At 64.2% G+C, this 15,687-nt stretch carries 12 protein-coding genes; 5 read left to right on the top strand and 7 right to left on the bottom strand.

The features are described 5' to 3' along the window. Positions 1-739: 739 nt before the first annotated feature. On the bottom strand, positions 740-1,684 hold the full coding sequence (locus tag FFY45_RS10825; RefSeq protein ID WP_176340435.1) for a DegV family protein: 945 nt from the start codon (positions 1,682-1,684) through the stop codon (positions 740-742). Between the two features lie 474 nt (positions 1,685-2,158). Here FFY45_RS10825 and FFY45_RS10820 point away from each other — a divergent pair, with 474 nt between their 5' ends. Both FFY45_RS10820 and FFY45_RS10815 read left to right on the top strand, forming a co-directional pair. Continuing rightward, the gene (locus tag FFY45_RS10820; RefSeq protein ID WP_176340434.1) at positions 2,159-2,974 is read left to right on the top strand and encodes a GH12 family glycosyl hydrolase domain-containing protein; all 816 of its coding nucleotides are present in this window, start codon (positions 2,159-2,161) and stop codon (positions 2,972-2,974) included. A 238-nt stretch (positions 2,975-3,212) separates the two neighbouring features. Next, entirely contained in the window at positions 3,213-4,010 is a 798-nt protein-coding gene (locus tag FFY45_RS10815) for a GH12 family glycosyl hydrolase domain-containing protein (protein WP_439333526.1), read from the top strand. Between the two features lie 201 nt (positions 4,011-4,211). Here the strand turns inward: FFY45_RS10815 and FFY45_RS10810 are convergent, their stop codons facing one another. The 5 genes from FFY45_RS10810 to FFY45_RS10790 form a co-directional block, all read right to left on the bottom strand. Further along, positions 4,212-5,819 (bottom strand): rhamnogalacturonan lyase B N-terminal domain-containing protein, encoded by a 1,608-nt coding sequence (locus tag FFY45_RS10810; RefSeq protein ID WP_176340433.1) that lies wholly within the window; start codon positions 5,817-5,819, stop codon positions 4,212-4,214. A gap of 209 nt (positions 5,820-6,028) precedes the next feature. After that, positions 6,029-6,355: a hypothetical protein gene (locus FFY45_RS10805; protein ID WP_043889875.1), complete on the bottom strand. Its 327-nt coding sequence runs from the start codon at positions 6,353-6,355 to the stop codon at positions 6,029-6,031. A gap of 138 nt (positions 6,356-6,493) precedes the next feature. Further along, the gene (locus FFY45_RS10800) at positions 6,494-6,901 is read right to left on the bottom strand and encodes a ribosomal maturation YjgA family protein (RefSeq protein WP_439333527.1); all 408 of its coding nucleotides are present in this window, start codon (positions 6,899-6,901) and stop codon (positions 6,494-6,496) included. A 160-nt stretch (positions 6,902-7,061) separates the two neighbouring features. After that, positions 7,062-8,342, bottom strand: coding sequence for an amidohydrolase family protein (locus FFY45_RS10795; protein ID WP_176340431.1), 1,281 nt, complete (start codon positions 8,340-8,342; stop codon positions 7,062-7,064). Beyond that, positions 8,339-9,739, bottom strand: a complete 1,401-nt coding sequence (locus FFY45_RS10790) for an amidohydrolase (RefSeq protein ID WP_176340430.1) — start codon at positions 9,737-9,739, stop codon at positions 8,339-8,341. The genes FFY45_RS10795 and FFY45_RS10790 overlap by 4 nt, the downstream gene beginning before the upstream one ends. 140 nt (positions 9,740-9,879) lie before the next feature. Here FFY45_RS10790 and FFY45_RS10785 point away from each other — a divergent pair, with 140 nt between their 5' ends. Next, entirely contained in the window at positions 9,880-10,440 is a 561-nt protein-coding gene (locus FFY45_RS10785) for a DUF924 family protein (RefSeq protein ID WP_176340429.1), read from the top strand. 352 nt (positions 10,441-10,792) lie between these two features. On the opposite strand, the gene grxD is transcribed toward FFY45_RS10785, so the two are convergent. Further along, on the bottom strand, positions 10,793-11,719 hold the full coding sequence (gene grxD / locus FFY45_RS10780) for a Grx4 family monothiol glutaredoxin (protein WP_176340428.1): 927 nt from the start codon (positions 11,717-11,719) through the stop codon (positions 10,793-10,795). A gap of 60 nt (positions 11,720-11,779) precedes the next feature. Between grxD and FFY45_RS10775 the strand changes: the two genes are divergently transcribed. Both FFY45_RS10775 and FFY45_RS10770 read left to right on the top strand, forming a co-directional pair. Beyond that, the gene (locus FFY45_RS10775; RefSeq protein ID WP_176340427.1) at positions 11,780-12,556 is read left to right on the top strand and encodes a polysaccharide deacetylase family protein; all 777 of its coding nucleotides are present in this window, start codon (positions 11,780-11,782) and stop codon (positions 12,554-12,556) included. 415 nt (positions 12,557-12,971) lie between these two features. After that, complete coding sequence (locus tag FFY45_RS10770; RefSeq protein WP_176340426.1) at positions 12,972-15,155, top strand: TonB-dependent siderophore receptor; 2,184 nt, start codon at positions 12,972-12,974, stop codon at positions 15,153-15,155. Positions 15,156-15,687 lie beyond the last annotated feature (532 nt).

The raw sequence follows: 15,687 nt of genomic DNA, 5'->3' as shown, positions 1-15,687 counted from the left end.
GACGTTCGCACGTTAGTGCAGCGGCGGTGAGTATTCCGTCGACAGGTGTGCAGGCATGTAGCTCTCTGCGATCCATTTCTACTTGGAACCAAGCTTTTGACCCGTATCTGAAAGACGCTACAACTCGAAATACTGTTTGCGTTGGAGTGGTTGGATGGTGCGGATAGGTCAGGTGTAAAGCGACTGATCTGCTGCTTGGTCGCAGGGTCCTTGCCCGCCCACCGTCGCGGGACACGCCGCAAGTACGTCCGTGTAGCTCTTACGCGGCATCCATGCCGCGTAAGGTCCCGCGACGGTGGGCGAACAAGGACCAGTCGAGATGGTCGGTGCGCAGGGTTTTCAGCAAAGCAACCTGTAAATTCCCTGGTGCGGTTTCCTCGCCGATTGCGGGACCGTGTGGCGGCATGGATGCCGCCACCGAGCCTCCACGGACGGATTCACGGCGTGTCCCGCGAGCGGTGAGGGCACCGCGCCCTCGACCAACTGGGCTTTTGGCTTCGTCCAAGCGACGCCACGACGCAAAATTTCGGTTGTCTCGAAGTGATTAGATGGATTCACGGCGCGTCCTGCGAGTGGTAAGGGCACCGCGCACTCGACCCACCGAGCTTTTGACCGCATCTAAACGTCGCGACGATTCAACATCATCTCTGTGGCTGTAAGCTGATTGCACGATGTAGACGAATCAGTTGCAGAGCGATAGCGCTGCCGCTTGGCTGCAAAGCCATCGACCGAGCCTGCTTCAGGCAGAAAACGTATGCGGCTCGGCTGCAAATGCCACTGCCAGTGCGCCCTTGCCCACGTTGACCATGCCGGTCAGGCTCATCACGCTTTCGAACAACTCCACACCGTGGCTCTGGCAGGCGGCCTGCAAGGCTGCGTAGCCGGGCAGGGCGTGCAACTCGGTCAGCTCGCCGCCGTAGCCTACGCATACGGTGGGCGTCATCAAGCCCTCGCGGAGCTTGCGCACGGTGAAGCCGAACAGCTTCTCTGCGGATGGCTCGAAACCCTTCAACTTGGCCACCGGTTCGGTGACGCCGCGATACGCGCGCAGCACCGGCTTGATATCCAGCGCACTGCCCAGCGCGGCGCTGATCAAGCCCACACTGCGATCGCCCTTGGTGCGGGCACGCGCACGCAGGTAATAGAGATCGCGCGGAATCATGTAGCCGTAAGTGTGTTCGGCCAGCTGCTCGAGCCGGGCGCGAATCGCCGCTACGCCCTGGCCCTGCTCGCGCAGACGCACCGCCTCCACCGCGGTGATGCCCTGGCCGGCGAACAGGTTGAGCGTATCGATCACGCGCAGTGCGAACGGCGAGGTATGGCCGGCCGCCTGGCGGATCGGCTTGTAGTCGTTGAGGATCGCGAAGCTGGCCTGCATGGCGTTATCGAAGATATGGCTGCGCAGCTTGGAGATGGTCAGGCAGAACACGTGGTCGTAGTCGATGACCAGCCGCTGCAGGAACAGATCGCGGATCTGGTTGACCGAAAACGGTGTGGTCTCCGCCTCGTGACCGCGCTCGGCCACATGCGCGTGCAGGAAGCTCAGCGTGGCCTCTTCATCGCGGTGATCGGCCAGCACTGCTTCGCCGATGCGTACGCTGATCGGCAGCACGATGACGTTGTTGCGTTGGATGAAGTCCTGCGGCAGATCGCACGCACTGTCCACCACGATTCCGATGCGCATCGTCGCCCCCTTCGGCTGTTGCGTCGTCTGTAGTGCGAACGCTATCGCAAAACTGCCGTGGCGCGTAGGACTATCGGTCGGCGCGTCGCTGTCGTGGCGCAAGGTGACGCGTTCATCGGCGTGATGCAGCCGTCGGCAGCCACAGACGCATCGCGCAGGGCATGCACAAACGGTCGCTTGCGTGGCGCAATCACTGCCTACGCGTGATGCGGCTCTGCAACATTCGTGGTCGTGGCGTTGTGTGCCTCCTGACTGATACATCCTGCTGGCAGCCGATAACGAACACAAACTGAGGACCCGCGCACGCTTCGCGTGCCAGATAGCACCCGCTATGGTGCATGGCGAGCGAGGGCTGCCGGAATTGCTATAGCTCCGCTCACAACGGCGCTGCTAGGGTCCGACGCCACCGCTGCAAGGCGGCTTTCGACAACGCCGTACTGGCGTTGCCGCGCGGAACCCACACGGAGAGTCAACATGCACAACAGCCAATCCAGCACCCTCACTCACACCGGTGCGCAGGCGCCGACCACGCGGCGGCGTGCATCGCGCTGGTGGAAAGCAGCATTGGCAATCGGTCTGGTGGCGCTCGCGCCGGCGGCACTGGCCGGGTCCTACAAGATCTTCGGCAACCACTATGCGTGGGTGAACAATTTCAACGATCCCAACAACATCATCCAGGGCACCTTTGGCACCGGCAGCACGCCGGAGTTGACCGTGACCTTCAACTTCGCCGACTACAACCTCTACGGCTATCCGGCGATCGTGCGCGGCTGGCATTACGACTGGAATCCGACCAGCGACACCTTGTTCCCGAAGCAGATTTCCTCGCTGAGCAAGATCCCGCTCAAGTTCACCTATAGCGCGGGCGGCACCAATCTGGCCGGCGATTTCGCCTACGACATCTTCTTCCGTTGGGATACCGCCAAGGGCAATCCGCAGCTGGAAGTGATGATCTGGGGCGACCACAACTCCTGGCCGATCGGCACGCTGACCGCGAGTAATGTGATCACTGCCGGTGGACGCACCTTCGACCTGTGGGAAGGCTTCAACTCCGGTGCCGGCTACTACGTCTACACCTTCATACCGACCGGCACTGCCGGCCAGCCCACGCTCAGGACCAGCGGCAGCCTCAACGTGGATGCCAAGCCCTTCCTCACCTGGCTGCAGACCAACCGGTCCAAGGATGGGCGCTACAACAACAGCATGTATCTGCATGCGGTTGAAGCGGGTTTTGAAGTGGTGCGCGGCAATGGCTGGGCCAAGGTCAGCGCCACGCTCGACGCACAGTAAGCTGCAATAACGTGGTCTTTTGTGCGGCGCATGCATGCGCCGCGCATCGGACGGGGCCACGGTGATCGGTCTGCAGGGATGGCCACGTCCTCGCCCCGTCAGCGCGAGGGTGTCCGTTGCCAGTGGCGCCAACGCGTCGATGGCGCCGGATGCGTAATGGTCGTTCGTTCACCGCTCGGCGCGTTGCGCTGCACGCTGGTGGACGAACGTTTATCCATCCATCATCGGAGTCCACCCCATGCAGTTGCACAACAGCTTCCGTTCGCTGACGTCTGTTGGTTCCAACCGGTTGCCGCGTGCTGTTGCGCTGGCCTTGATACTGGTCGCATCCAGCGCCAGCGCCGCTACCGGCGAGACCAAGGTCTACGGCACGCAATACGCCTACAACAATAATTTCAACGACAAGAACAACAACATCAAGGCGAGCTTCGGCTCGGGCAGTACGCCGAGCATGACCGTGACCTACAACCTGCCCAGCGGAACGTTGTATGGCTATCCGGCCATTTGCCGCGGTTGGCACTACACCATGAACCCGGCGACAGACAGCTACTTTCCGCATCAGGTGTCCAAGATCGGCAGCCTGAGCGGCGCAGTGGCGTTCACCACCAGCGGTAGCGGGCAGACCGGTGACTTTGCCTACGATCTGTTCTTCCGCAAGGACGCCAGCAAGGGCGATCCGCAGCTGGAAGTGATGATCTGGGGCGCCAACAATTCCTATCCGCTGGGCGCGCTGACTACCGCCAATGCCATCACCTCCGGCGGCGTCACTTATGACCTTTGGGAAGGCGATAACTCCGCTGCAGGCTATTACGTGTACACCTTCATTCCGCACGGCACTGCGGGCAACAGCAATGCGTTGCCGGCAAAGGGTAATCTCATTGCGGACGTCAAGGCGTTCTTGACCAAGCTGCAGGAGTTGCGTGGCGGCGATGGCCGTTACAGCAACGCGTTGTATCTGCAGGTAGTGGAGGGCGGCTTCGAAGTCACCGGCGGGATGGGTTCGGTGTCGCTGAGTGGGGCGATCACCGCCAAATAAGCGCGGCGATCAGCAGACCTACGCGTAGCGAGCACCTGGAAGCGGCATGCTCCCGCGGACTCTGGCGCAGGGATCGCATGGGCCGATTGCAATCAGCGGTCAGGCGCACTCGAAGCGCTACTCGGTGGTCGTGTGTCGTCGTTCCTGAGCTGTGCCACCCACCGCACGTGTCTGTGCGCGGTGGGTGGCAGGCAGGTGCTCTTACATCGCCACTAGCTGGATGCTGTCGAACACGAACGCCGGGCTGAGGAAGCCATCGTCCGGCGATCCGGAGGCGACGCCGATCTCGATGCGGTTGCTGCCGGCCTGCAGCGCCGAGGCAGGAATGTCCACCTCGTACAGCGTGTTGTTGCCGCGCGTGGTGCCACGGGTGATGCCGCGCGTCTTGGGTTGGTTGGGTGTGGCCGGTAGCGGTCCATTCCAGCGCGCATTGACGCTGATCTGCGGACGCGCGCTGACCTGGCTCAGTGGCACGAAGATGCGCAGGCGATAGCCACGCACTTCATTGGCCGCCAGGGTGAAGTCGATGCGGTTCGGCGTGTTGATGCTGCGCCACTGCACCGCCGGAAAGCTGTTCACACTGCTGGAGCCAACGGTGTAGGTGACCGGTGCCCAGCTCATGCGTTTGTCGGAGGGATGCGCGCGCGGCAACAGGTCCGCATACCGGAAACCGGCGGGCGTGCCATCGGCAATGCCGATCTGCCACTTCGGCGTGCCCGCCAATGCCACTGCCTGCAGCGCGGCTTGTGCCGTCGCATTGGCAAACACTTCGACATCGCGTTGCGCCACTTCCCGTTCGTTCTGGTAGAGCGTCATGCGATAGCGTCCCGGGCGCACGCCGGCAAGCTGGTAGTCGCCGCTGCCATTGGCCGTGGCCCAGTACTGCGCCTGGTCGCTGCGCAGGCCGACCACGGCAGGCTGGCCGGACAACACGCCGCTGACGCGCCCGCTCACCGCACCGCGCCCGGCATCGGCGAGATAACCGCTCAGGCCCAGGCTGGCGTCGACAAAGCTGGTGTCCAGTTGCGCACTGGAGGGCGCACCGCCATCGGTAAACAGCAGCCCGTACACGCCGTGGAAACCGCCTCGAAACGCCTCGGTCTGGGTGTGGTCGGAATACATGTAGTTGTAGAGCTCATGCGTCACGCGGGTTTTTTGCGTAGCGATGTCCTTGAAAAACGGCCCGCCGGAACTGCGCTCGCGATTGCCCATCAGCATGAACGCCGCAACCCCCGAACCGCTGACCCCATGCACCTTGTCGTCGATCATGCGGCGTGCCGAGTAGAACTTGGAACTGGTGCGTCCATCCGGCAGCAAGAACACATCCTCGCTCTCGACCGGCGTACCCACGTTGGAATCGGGTTCCTGCTGTGCATTCGGTAGCTTGGCCACATTCAAGCGGGTGACGAAGCGCAGCTCTTCGCCGCCGACCTTCGACAGTGTCGGTGCATACGTTGCCATGTAGATCGCGTTGCGGCCCGTGCGTGCAATGTAGTACTGGGTCAGGTCGCCTGCCCTGGCCGAGACGACGATCGCCCCACCTACCGTGCGCGCCTCCACGCTGGCGCTACCCAGCCCGGAGGCCAGCTGCGTGCCCTTGGACTCGGTGGTCTGCAACTCGTTGTCGCGATAACGCATCGACACGATGTCGCCATTGCTGGCGTTGACCGAAAACACCAGTTGGGCGCCGGTGTCCACGATGAAGCGATCACCGCTGCGGGTCACGCCGAAGGCAGCCATGGCAGGTGCGCTGACGCTGCCGTAGAACAACAGTGCGCATGCCAGGATGCGCAGGGTAGGGCGGGGCATATCGATCTCCGAGTGGGGGTGTCGCTGTGATGCCGACGCGCGATGCTAGGCGAGCTGGACAGCGACAACGATGACCACGCGTATAGAGCGTGCGCCCTGTTCGAAGTGGCGTGCCGAAACGCAGTGGAGGTCACGCTCTCTGTCTGCAACCTGGAGGCACGAAGCGACCGATGGACGGTGCTGCCTGCATTTCACCGCGGTGACATGCGTCAGTGCAGCGCGTCGCGCGCCGACTGGATCGCCAGCACCCACTGTTCGCGTTTGCCGATCACGAAGCGATGTTCGCCGCCATCGTCCAGTTGAACCACCAGCGAGGTCGGCGCAACCGGCAGCAAGCCGAACAAGCGTGTCCAGCGCAGTTGCATCGCCTCGATCTGCGCCAGATGCACGGTCAACGATTGGGTCTGAATATTGAGGGCATGCGGCTGAAAGTGCAGCGCATCGGCAGTGAGGATCAAGCGCCCGCCCACCGCTTCCAAGCCACGCTGCAGATTGGCGGGTGCCTGGCGCAGCACGACGCGATCGATCGAGCGCAATCCGCTGCCCTGGAACAGCGAGGTCACCGCGGTACCCCTGCCATGCAGATCGGCCGCGTCTGCCGGTGCAAGGCCGCGACTGTTTCGATCAGTGCCGATGGTGAAACGCAAGACATACGGTAGACCCGGGGGAGTGCATCACTGCTGCGGATGTCGCCCGGAAGACGCAGCGACACGGCATGACAGCACATCGCCAATGTACGCCACGCCACCGCCAACCAGATACATCGCCAGATCGTGCAGGGTTGCGGTGTTACCGAGCGCGATAGATGCGGCGCTGCCGGGACGCAGGCCGAGCCGGTCGGCCAGATGGATCGCCTGCAAGGCTTCGATCACGCACCCGATCGCCACCGCCAGCAGCGCCGCCCAACGCGGTGAGAGCGCAAGCACACCGCGCAATCCGCAGTAGACCAGGATCACTGCCAACACATCGCCCAGGCTGCCGCGCACCCACGGCCCACCGAGCCGACCGGCGCCGATCGCTACTTCGATCAGCAGCACGGCGAGTGCAAGCAGCAGATACAGCATGCGTGCGCGTGGAGACATCGGCATCAGGGTGTGCCTGCCAGATGACAGCCGTGTGTGCTCTCGGCAAGAGGGGCGCCGCGCGGCGCAATCCCCCTTCCTGCGTGGGCAGCGGTGCAGCACATCACACACTCGCTCACTACGAACATGCGCGTGACAAGCACGGCCGTTACAAGCGCGCTCACTTCAGATACGCACGCGGCAACGGTCCTGCCTGTTGCATGTAACGGTCGCGCAGGTCGGTCTGGCGCGAGCGCATCGGCATGTCGCGGCCACCCAGCCACACCTGTTCGGCATAGTGGGCGACATCCAGCGGATCGCCGTCCCACAGCACCAGATCGGCCTGCTTGCCGACCGCGATGCTGCCGATGCGATCGGCCACACCGAAGATCTCCGCCGGCACGCGGGTCAGCCCGGCCAGGCCGGATTCCCACGGCAATCCATTGGCCACCGCATTGCCGGCCAACTGGCGCAGCTTGCGCGCGTTATGCGAAGCATCGCCGCTCTGGGTGAAGCTGACCTCTACACCCGCCGCGCGCAGACGTGCGGCGTTTTCCAGGGTCGCGCCGATCTGGTCGAAGGTGGATGGCAGATCTGCCAGCGCATCCACCAGCACCGGTACCTTGGCCTGCGCCAGCTGCGGTGCGAGCTTCCAGGCTTCGGTGCCGCCGGCAATGGCGATGCGGACCTTTTCGCGCTGTGCCCAGCGCAGCAACTGGCGAATATCGGCGGCACGTTCCACCTGCACCACGATGCGACCTTGCCCGCCCAGATACTTGGCCAGCACGTTGCGGCCAACCGGCGTCAGCAGCGCATGCGGCGAATCGGCGGGCACGCGTCCACGCGCTTCGGCAACCAACTGGTCGAGCAGCATCCACTGCGCCGCACGCGAGCTGCCGGTGAGATCGGATGCGGCTGCACCGATGCGGATAAACAGGGCGTGCGGGCCGATCGGGTCGGGGCTGCCATCCAGCCGTACGATGCCGCCTTGTCCGGCGATAAACGCGCCGCTGGTGGTCGCGCCCAACGCAGTGAAACCGATGCCTTCCACGCGTGCCACCGGCACCAGCACCGAGTCGGGGTTGTAGGCCAGGGTGACGTCGAATTCCGGGCGCATCGGCTGATCGCTCAGCTTGACACCGCTGTCCACGGTGCTGTCTTCGCCGGAGACTTCTTCGATGCCGATCTCGGTGATGCCGCCGAACAACGCCGGGGTCAGCGGGCGTCCCTTTGCCTCGACCACGCGGCCATCGGTGGGCACAGCCAGGTGATTGCCGATGGCGCGGATCACCCCGCCCTGCACCAGCACATCGGTATTGCGCAGCGTGCCTTGTGCGGTGGCGGTATGTACCGTCGCGCCACGGATCAGCACCTGCTGCCCGAATGCGGGCAACGCAAGCGCAGCCAAGACCAACACTGACAACGCGCGCAGACGCGGGCGAACACCGGTCGCGCGGCTCATCGTGCCACCTCCTGGCCGAGCATGAAGTCCGAGACCGGCTGCAGTGCGCGGTTATGCCGGTCGTAGACCTGCGCGCCGTCGATATAGACCTGTTCGGCCAGCGCGTAGGAACTGAAAGGATTGCCGTTCCACACCACCACATCGCCCATCTTGCCCGGCTCCAATGCGCCGGTCTGTTTCTCAATGCCGAGCGCCTTGGCGGCATTGCTGGTGAGCCAGCGGATCGCGCGCTCGGGCGCAATCTCCGTGCCGCTGCGGCGCGCATTGGCGATCACCTTGGCCGCTTCCTGATTCAAGCGCTGGATGCCTTCTTCCGAATCCGAATGCACGATGGCGCAGCTGTTGGCCGGGCGGTCGACCATCGCGATGTTTTCCTGGATGCCATCGAAGGCTTCCATCTTGAAGCCCCACCAATCGGCCCACAGCGCGCCGCAGACGTTTTCCTGCGCCAGGCGGTCGGCCAGTTTGTAAGCCTCCACGCCGTGGTGGAAGGCGGCGATGTGGAAGCCGAACTCCTTGGACAGATCCAGCATGGTCGCCATCTCATCGGCGCGGTAGCAGTGGATATGCACGCGGATGTCGCCGTTGATGGCGCCGGCCAGTGTGTCGAGCTTGAGATCGCGCTTGCCGCCGGCATCGCCGCTGCTGTCGTTGTCGCCGCCGCGGCTCCACCAGTGGCGTTTTTTCTCGCTGTTCTTTTTCGGCGCGTTCTTGCGCAGGTACTCGGCCGCATCGATGAACGCGGCGCGATAACCGGCCACATTGCCCATGCGGGTCGCCGGGCCGCCTTTTTCGCCGTACACGCGCTTGGGGTTCTCGCCGCAGGCCATCTTCAGGCCCCAGGGCGCGCCCGGGAACTTCATGCCCTGGTAGGTGGTGGACGCTACGTTCTTGAGTGTGACGCCACGGCCGCCGATCAGATTGGCCGAGCCCGGCAGGATCTGCAGCGAGGTGATGCCACCGGCCAGCGCGGTGCCGAAGCCCGGGTCCTGCGGCCAGATCGAATGCTCGGCCCAGACATTGGGCGTGACCGGTGCGGTCATCTCGTTGCCATCGCTGTGCGCGCTGACGCCTGGGCTGGGATACACGCCCAGATGCGAGTGCACGTCGATGATGCCGGGCGTGACCCACTTGCCGGTGCCGTCGATGCGACGTGCATCGGCCGGCGCCTCCAGCCCGCGCCCGACCGCAGACACCTTGCCGTCGCGCAGCAGCACGTCGGCATCGTCCAGGCGCTGCCCGGTGCCGGTGAGGACCGTGGCGTGCTGGATCAGCACCGGCCCGGAGGCGAGCGCGTGATAGGTACTGGGATACGGGTCTTGCACGAACCGCGATGCCGCAGACGCAGGCCCGCACAGCACAGCCGCGCCCAGCGCGGCGAACAGGATGGAACGCATGGATTTCCCCGGTGCAACGAAAACGTCAGCAGCAAACCTAGCGGCCGGCGGCGTGCTTGCCAAGTGCTGCGCTCTCGGTGGCGGCGGGCTCATCACATGCGCGCGTGCATGCTGTGCCGTATTCGTCAGGGGAAACGTCGATGATTGCCAAATCAGAGCGCAACAAACAGGCCGATGTGGTGTTGGCTTTCTGGGAACTGGCCGGCCCGGCCCGCTGGTTCACGCACAACGATGCGTTCGATGCCAACTTCCGCCAGCATTTCAGCGAGCAGCACTTTGCAGCCGCTCGCGGCGAGTATGCGCACTGGATGGAAAGTGCCGAAGATGCATTGGCCTTGCTGATCCTGCTCGATCAGTTCCCGCGTAACGCCTTCCGCGGCAGCGCGCATTCCTATGCCACCGACGGCCTGGCGCTGCAGCATGCCAAGCAGGCGCTCGCCAGCGGTTTCGATCGACAGGTCTCCGCGCAATTGCGGCTGTTCTTCTATTTGCCGTTCGGGCATGCGGAAGATCTGCAGGAGCAGTCGCGCGCGGTGCAGCTGATCACGGCGTTGGACGATGCCGAAACCACGCACTGGGCGGTGCATCACCAGCAGATCATCCAGCGCTTCGGGCGCTTCCCCCATCGCAATGCGGTGCTGGGGCGGGAGAGCACTGCGGAAGAACAGCAGTTTCTCGATGACGGTGGATTTGCCGGTTGAGGCGCGGCGGCGGGTTTCTCGGCGCTGTTTAAGTTACAGCGTTCCTAGGGCTGTTACTTCAGTGCAGGGCCCTTGCCCGCCCACCATCGCGGGACACGCCGCAAGTACGTCCATGTAGGCTCTTCTGCGGCATCCATGCCGCATAAGGTCCCGCGACGGTGGGCGGGCAATGACCAATCAAGATGGTCGGTATGCAGGCTTTCAACAAAGCAACCTACAAACTTTCTGGTGCGGTGAGGGCATCGCGCCCTCGACCCTCGATGGAACACCACAGCTCTAAACCGAGACAGCAACAGCACGCACCGGCGAATCAACAGCTACGTCACCACTGCTGCGCGATCGGTCGTGGTACTCAGTACTTCGCCACGCCGTTGTCCACCTGGTCCGACCACGCATCGATGCCGCCGGTGACGTTGTAGACGTTGCTGAAGCCCAGGCTACGGAAGTGCTCGGCCGCCTGCAGGCTGCGGCCGCCGCGGTGGCACAGGAACGCCAGCGGGGTGTCCTTGGACAGCTGTTCGATGGCGGCACGTTCGTGCGCGTCCAGCGTGCGGAACGGGGCGGCAACCGAAGCCAGCGCACGCTCGTCGGCCGGGCGCACGTCCACCAGGGTCAGCGTGCCGGCCTTGAGACGGTCGTCGGCATCGCGCACCGACAGCTCCTGCACCGGCTTGGGCGCGTTGGGGTTGTCGATGGCCAGGCCGCGGCCGCGGATATCGTCCACCCAGTCGATGGTGATGCCGTCGGCGCGGCGCGCACTGGCCAGATCGAACTGCACGCGCAGGCCGTTGGATTCGGCCGCGATGGCGTTGGGGTTGGTCGGCGCCAGCTGGAAGTTCGGCTGGAAGTCGGCGTCGATGGACAGCGTCAGCGAGGCGTCCGGCGCATCGGCCAGCGCGCCCTTGAGCATCTCGACCGCCGCCGGGGTGACGGTAATCTTGGGCGGAGTCCGGTCTGGTGCCTGCAGGCCGAGCATGCTGCTCAGCTCGCCGCTGTCGGCCATCTGCAGAATGATGTCGCTGCCGCCGACCAACTCGCCATCCACGTACAACTGCGGAATGGTCGGCCAGTCGCCATAGGCCTTGATGCCTTCGCGGATGTCCTGGTCGGCCAGCACGTTGACGTGGGCATAGTCGATGCCCAGCCCGTCCAGCACGCCGACCGCCTTGGCCGAGAAACCGCACTGCGGCATGCTGGGCTGGCCTTTCATGAAGAGCACCACGCGGCTGGATTGCAGCAGCGTATCGATACGGGAACGCAGGGCGGGATCGAGGGACATGGCAGCACTTCGGTCAGATCGTGGAGGCGGACCATTCTACGCCGCGTGGCATCATGCGGTATGACCACGCTGCAAACGCTGTATCGCATTCCCTCACATCCTTACCGCTGGCTTGGCCTGCTCGCCCTCTCGCAGGCTGCGGTGGCGCTGTTGTGGTGGCACCTGGGCTGGATCTGGGGCGTGCCGGCGCTGTTGCTGTCGCACGCGCTGTTCGTGGTGCCGGTATTCCTGCCGCGCGCGCGCCTGTATGCGCCGGTACTGGCACGCCTGCCCGGACACGCGCCGCAGGTGTGGCTGACCATCGACGATGGCCCCTCCGACGACACCCCGGCGATGCTGGAATTGCTGGATGCCTACGATGCCAAGGCCACGTTCTTCTTGGTCGGCGCACGCGCCGAGCAGCGGCCTGAGCTGGTGCGCGAGATCGTGCGTCGCGGGCATGGTATCGGCAACCACAGCCACACCCATCCGCAGGCCTGGTTCTGGGCGCTGGGGCCGCGCCGCATGGCGCAGGAAATCGGCCAGGCGCAGCGCGTGCTGGCCACCATCACCGGGCAGGCGCCACGGCTGTACCGCTCGGTGGTGGGCATGACCAACCCGTTCGTCGCCTCGCCGCTGCGTGCGCATGGCCTGACCCGTGTGGCCTGGAGCGCGCGCGGCTTCGACGGCGTGCATTGCGAGCCGGACGCCACCATCGCCCGCATCGTGCGCGACCTGCGCCCCGGCGCGATCGTGTTGCTGCACGAAGGTGCCGCGCACGGCCACAACCTGACCATCCTGCGGGGCGTGCTGGAGGCGATGCGGGAGCGTGGCTTGGTGGGCAGGCGTCCGGACTGAAGGTCCCGGCAAAGCGGCTGCGCACCGCGAGGCGCGCAGCCCGGTGCTTAGTCCTTTCATGCCGGCACCTCGTGCTGGTTGCGCCGTGCATGCCCGGCTGAGGCCGCTCGCTGCGCTCTGTGAGCTGCGCCAGGATGCAGCTGACACAGCGCCGGATGTGATGCGCGCGCGCAGGGCCAATGCCTGTCGCGGTGTCGCCGCTGGGTCCGTCGGCTTGCGATCACCCGCTGCGACAAACAGACGTCAATCGCAGCCGTCAGCGGCAGACCTTGTGCCCTGATCTATTGACAGCCCTTTCACCTGGATCGAACATGCGCGCCCAGCCAGCAAATGGTGCGTGCCTTTCGATGGCATGCATGACGCCAGCCTCAGCGGCCGTCCCGGACGGCAATGTTTCGCTCATGAGGCTGACACCATGTCTTACCGCATTGCTCCTGCGCGCGCTGTTGTGCGTGCGGACGTCTGTTTGTTGAACGCTCGCCTGTCGTATTCCTTGCTGGCGCTCGCCTGCGCATGGCCGTTGTCTGCGATGGCGCAGTCGAGCACGCGTGATCCGGTCGACCTGGACCGCATGCAGATCCACGCGCATCGCGGCGCTGCCACCGAGGGCACCGACTCCTACACCGCCGATGTCGCGCGCAGTTCGACTAAGCTGCAGCTCTCGCTACGCGAAACGCCGCAATCGGTGGTGGTGGTGACCCGCCAGCAGATTGTCGACCGCAATCTGCAATCGCTGCAGGACGTCACCGACACCGTGGCCGGCTTCAACTCACCGACCTGGGATACCGAGCGCACCTACATCAACGCGCGCGGCTTCGAGGTGGACTACTACCGCATCGACGGCATCCCCACCGACTACAGCGGCGATGTGCAGCAGAACATGGCGATTTACGACCGTGTGGAAATCATCCGCGGCGCCAACGGACTGACCTCCGGTGCGGGCAGCCCGGCCGCGTCGATCGATCTGGTGCGCAAGCATGCCGACAGCGACGTGTTCACCGGCCGCGTGGATCTGTCGGCGGGGCGCTGGGACCGCTATCGCGGCACCGTGGACCTGCAATCGCCATTGAACACGGCAGGCAACGTGCGCGGACGGGTGGTGACCAGTTACGAAGACAAGCAGTCGTTCCGCGATTACTACAGCAAGCAATCGTCGCTGTTCTACGGCATTGTCGATGCCGATTTCAGCGATGCCACCAGTGGCTATATCGGCGTCAACAAGCAGCGCAACGACGGTCGCGGCACCACCTGGGGCGGGGTGCCGGCGTACTTCAGCGATGGCAGCCGCACGGATTTTGCGCGCTCGGATTCGTTCACTCCGCGCTGGGCGCGCGGCGTGGCCGACACCACCAATGCCTTCGCCGGCCTGACCCATCGCTTCGACAACGGTGCGCAGCTGCATGTGGAATATTCACATCAGCGTTTCGAAGCCGATTGGAAATCGGTGTTGTTCGGCTACCTCGATTATCCGGACAGGGACACCGGCCTGGGCCTTGCCAGCAACTTTGGTGGCCGCTATCCCACACTGAGTGCGCAGAACAGTCTGGATGCCTACGCCACCGTGCCGCTGACGCTGTGGGGCCGCGAGCACGAACTGGTGGCCGGCGCCACCTGGATGAATCGCAACCTGCGTAGCTGGTCCAACGCACCACTGCAACCGCTGAGCGCCGAAAGCGTCTACGCCTGGACTGGCCGCATGGCGCAGCCGGAGTGGACGCCGCTGAGCAAGGGCGAAGAACGCGAGGTGCGCCAGGTTGCCGCCTACGCTGCCGGCCGTTTCAGCCTGACCGATGCGCTCAAGGCCATCGTCGGCGCACGCATCACCGACTGGAAGAACACCGACCAACTGGTGCCGGCCAACTCGTACGAACGCCGCGGCCGCACCACGCCGTACGCGGGCCTGATCTTCGATGTGGACGATCACCATTCGCTCTACGCCAGCTACACCGGCATCTTCAAACCGCAGAGCAATCGCGACCGTAGCGGGCGGTATATCGAACCGCTGGAAGGCAACAGCTACGAGGTCGGGGCAAAGGGCGAATACCTCGGCGGCCAACTCAATGCGGCGTTGGCGCTGTTCCGTATCGAGCAGGACAACCTCGCCGTCAACGACCCCGGCCAGTTGGTGCCCGGCACCACCGATCAGGCTTATCTCGCTGCCAAAGGCACAGTCAGCCAGGGCGTGGAATTCCAGCTCGATGGCCAGCTTTCGGAGCAATGGCGCATCGCGTTCGGCTTTGCCCAGTTCGATGCCAACGACGCCAGTGGCGTCGATGTGAATCCGACCAGTCCGCGTCGCGAAGCGACGTTGTTCACCAGTTGGCAAACCGGCCCATTGCGTGTTGGTGGTGGTCTAAGTTGGCAGTCTGCCATTCACGAATTGATGTCTGGCCCACAGGGCAACACGCAACGGCTGACCCAGGGCAGCGTGCTGCTGGCCAACGCGATGGCGCGCTACGACATCAACCAGGCCTGGTCGGCGCAGCTCAACGTGCGCAATCTGTTCGACCGCAAGTACTACGCCAACATCGTCTACCAGAGCCAGTTGATCTACGGCGACCCACGCGATGTAGAGCTGACCGTGTCCTGGAAGTTCTGATCTCGCTCAAGGCGCCAGCCGCTAGCGGCATCCATGCCGCGTAAGGTCCCGCGAGCGGTAAGGGCACCGCGCGCTCGACTAACTAGCTTGTGACTGCATCTCATGACGCTACGACTCGAAATCTCGGTTGTCTTGAACGCATGGAGAGTGCGGATAGATCAGTTACAGAGCGGTTGATCTGAGGGTTTGCTGCAGGGCCCTTGCCCGCCCACCATCGCGGGACACGCCGCAAGTACGTCCATGTAGGCTCTTACGCGGCATCCATGCCGCGTAAGGTCCCGCGACGGTGGGCGGGCAAGGACCAGTCGAGATGGTCGGTGTGCATGGTTTTAAACAAAGCAACCGATCAACTCTCTGGTGCGGTGTCCTCGCCGCTTGCGGGACCGTGTGGCGGCATGGATGCCGCCACCGAGCCTCCAGGGACGGATTTACGGCGTGTCCCGCGAGCGGTGAGGGCACCGCGCCCTCGACCCACTCAGCGTTTGATCTGGACTTTTGACTGCATCCACCAAGATGCGGCCGACAAAACCAC

It is taken from the genome of Xanthomonas hortorum (assembly GCF_011305375.1).
GTDB lineage: Bacteria > Pseudomonadota > Gammaproteobacteria > Xanthomonadales > Xanthomonadaceae > Xanthomonas > Xanthomonas hortorum_E.
Note: the sequence above shows the minus strand (reverse complement) of the source record. Positions and strands in the feature narration are given on the sequence as shown.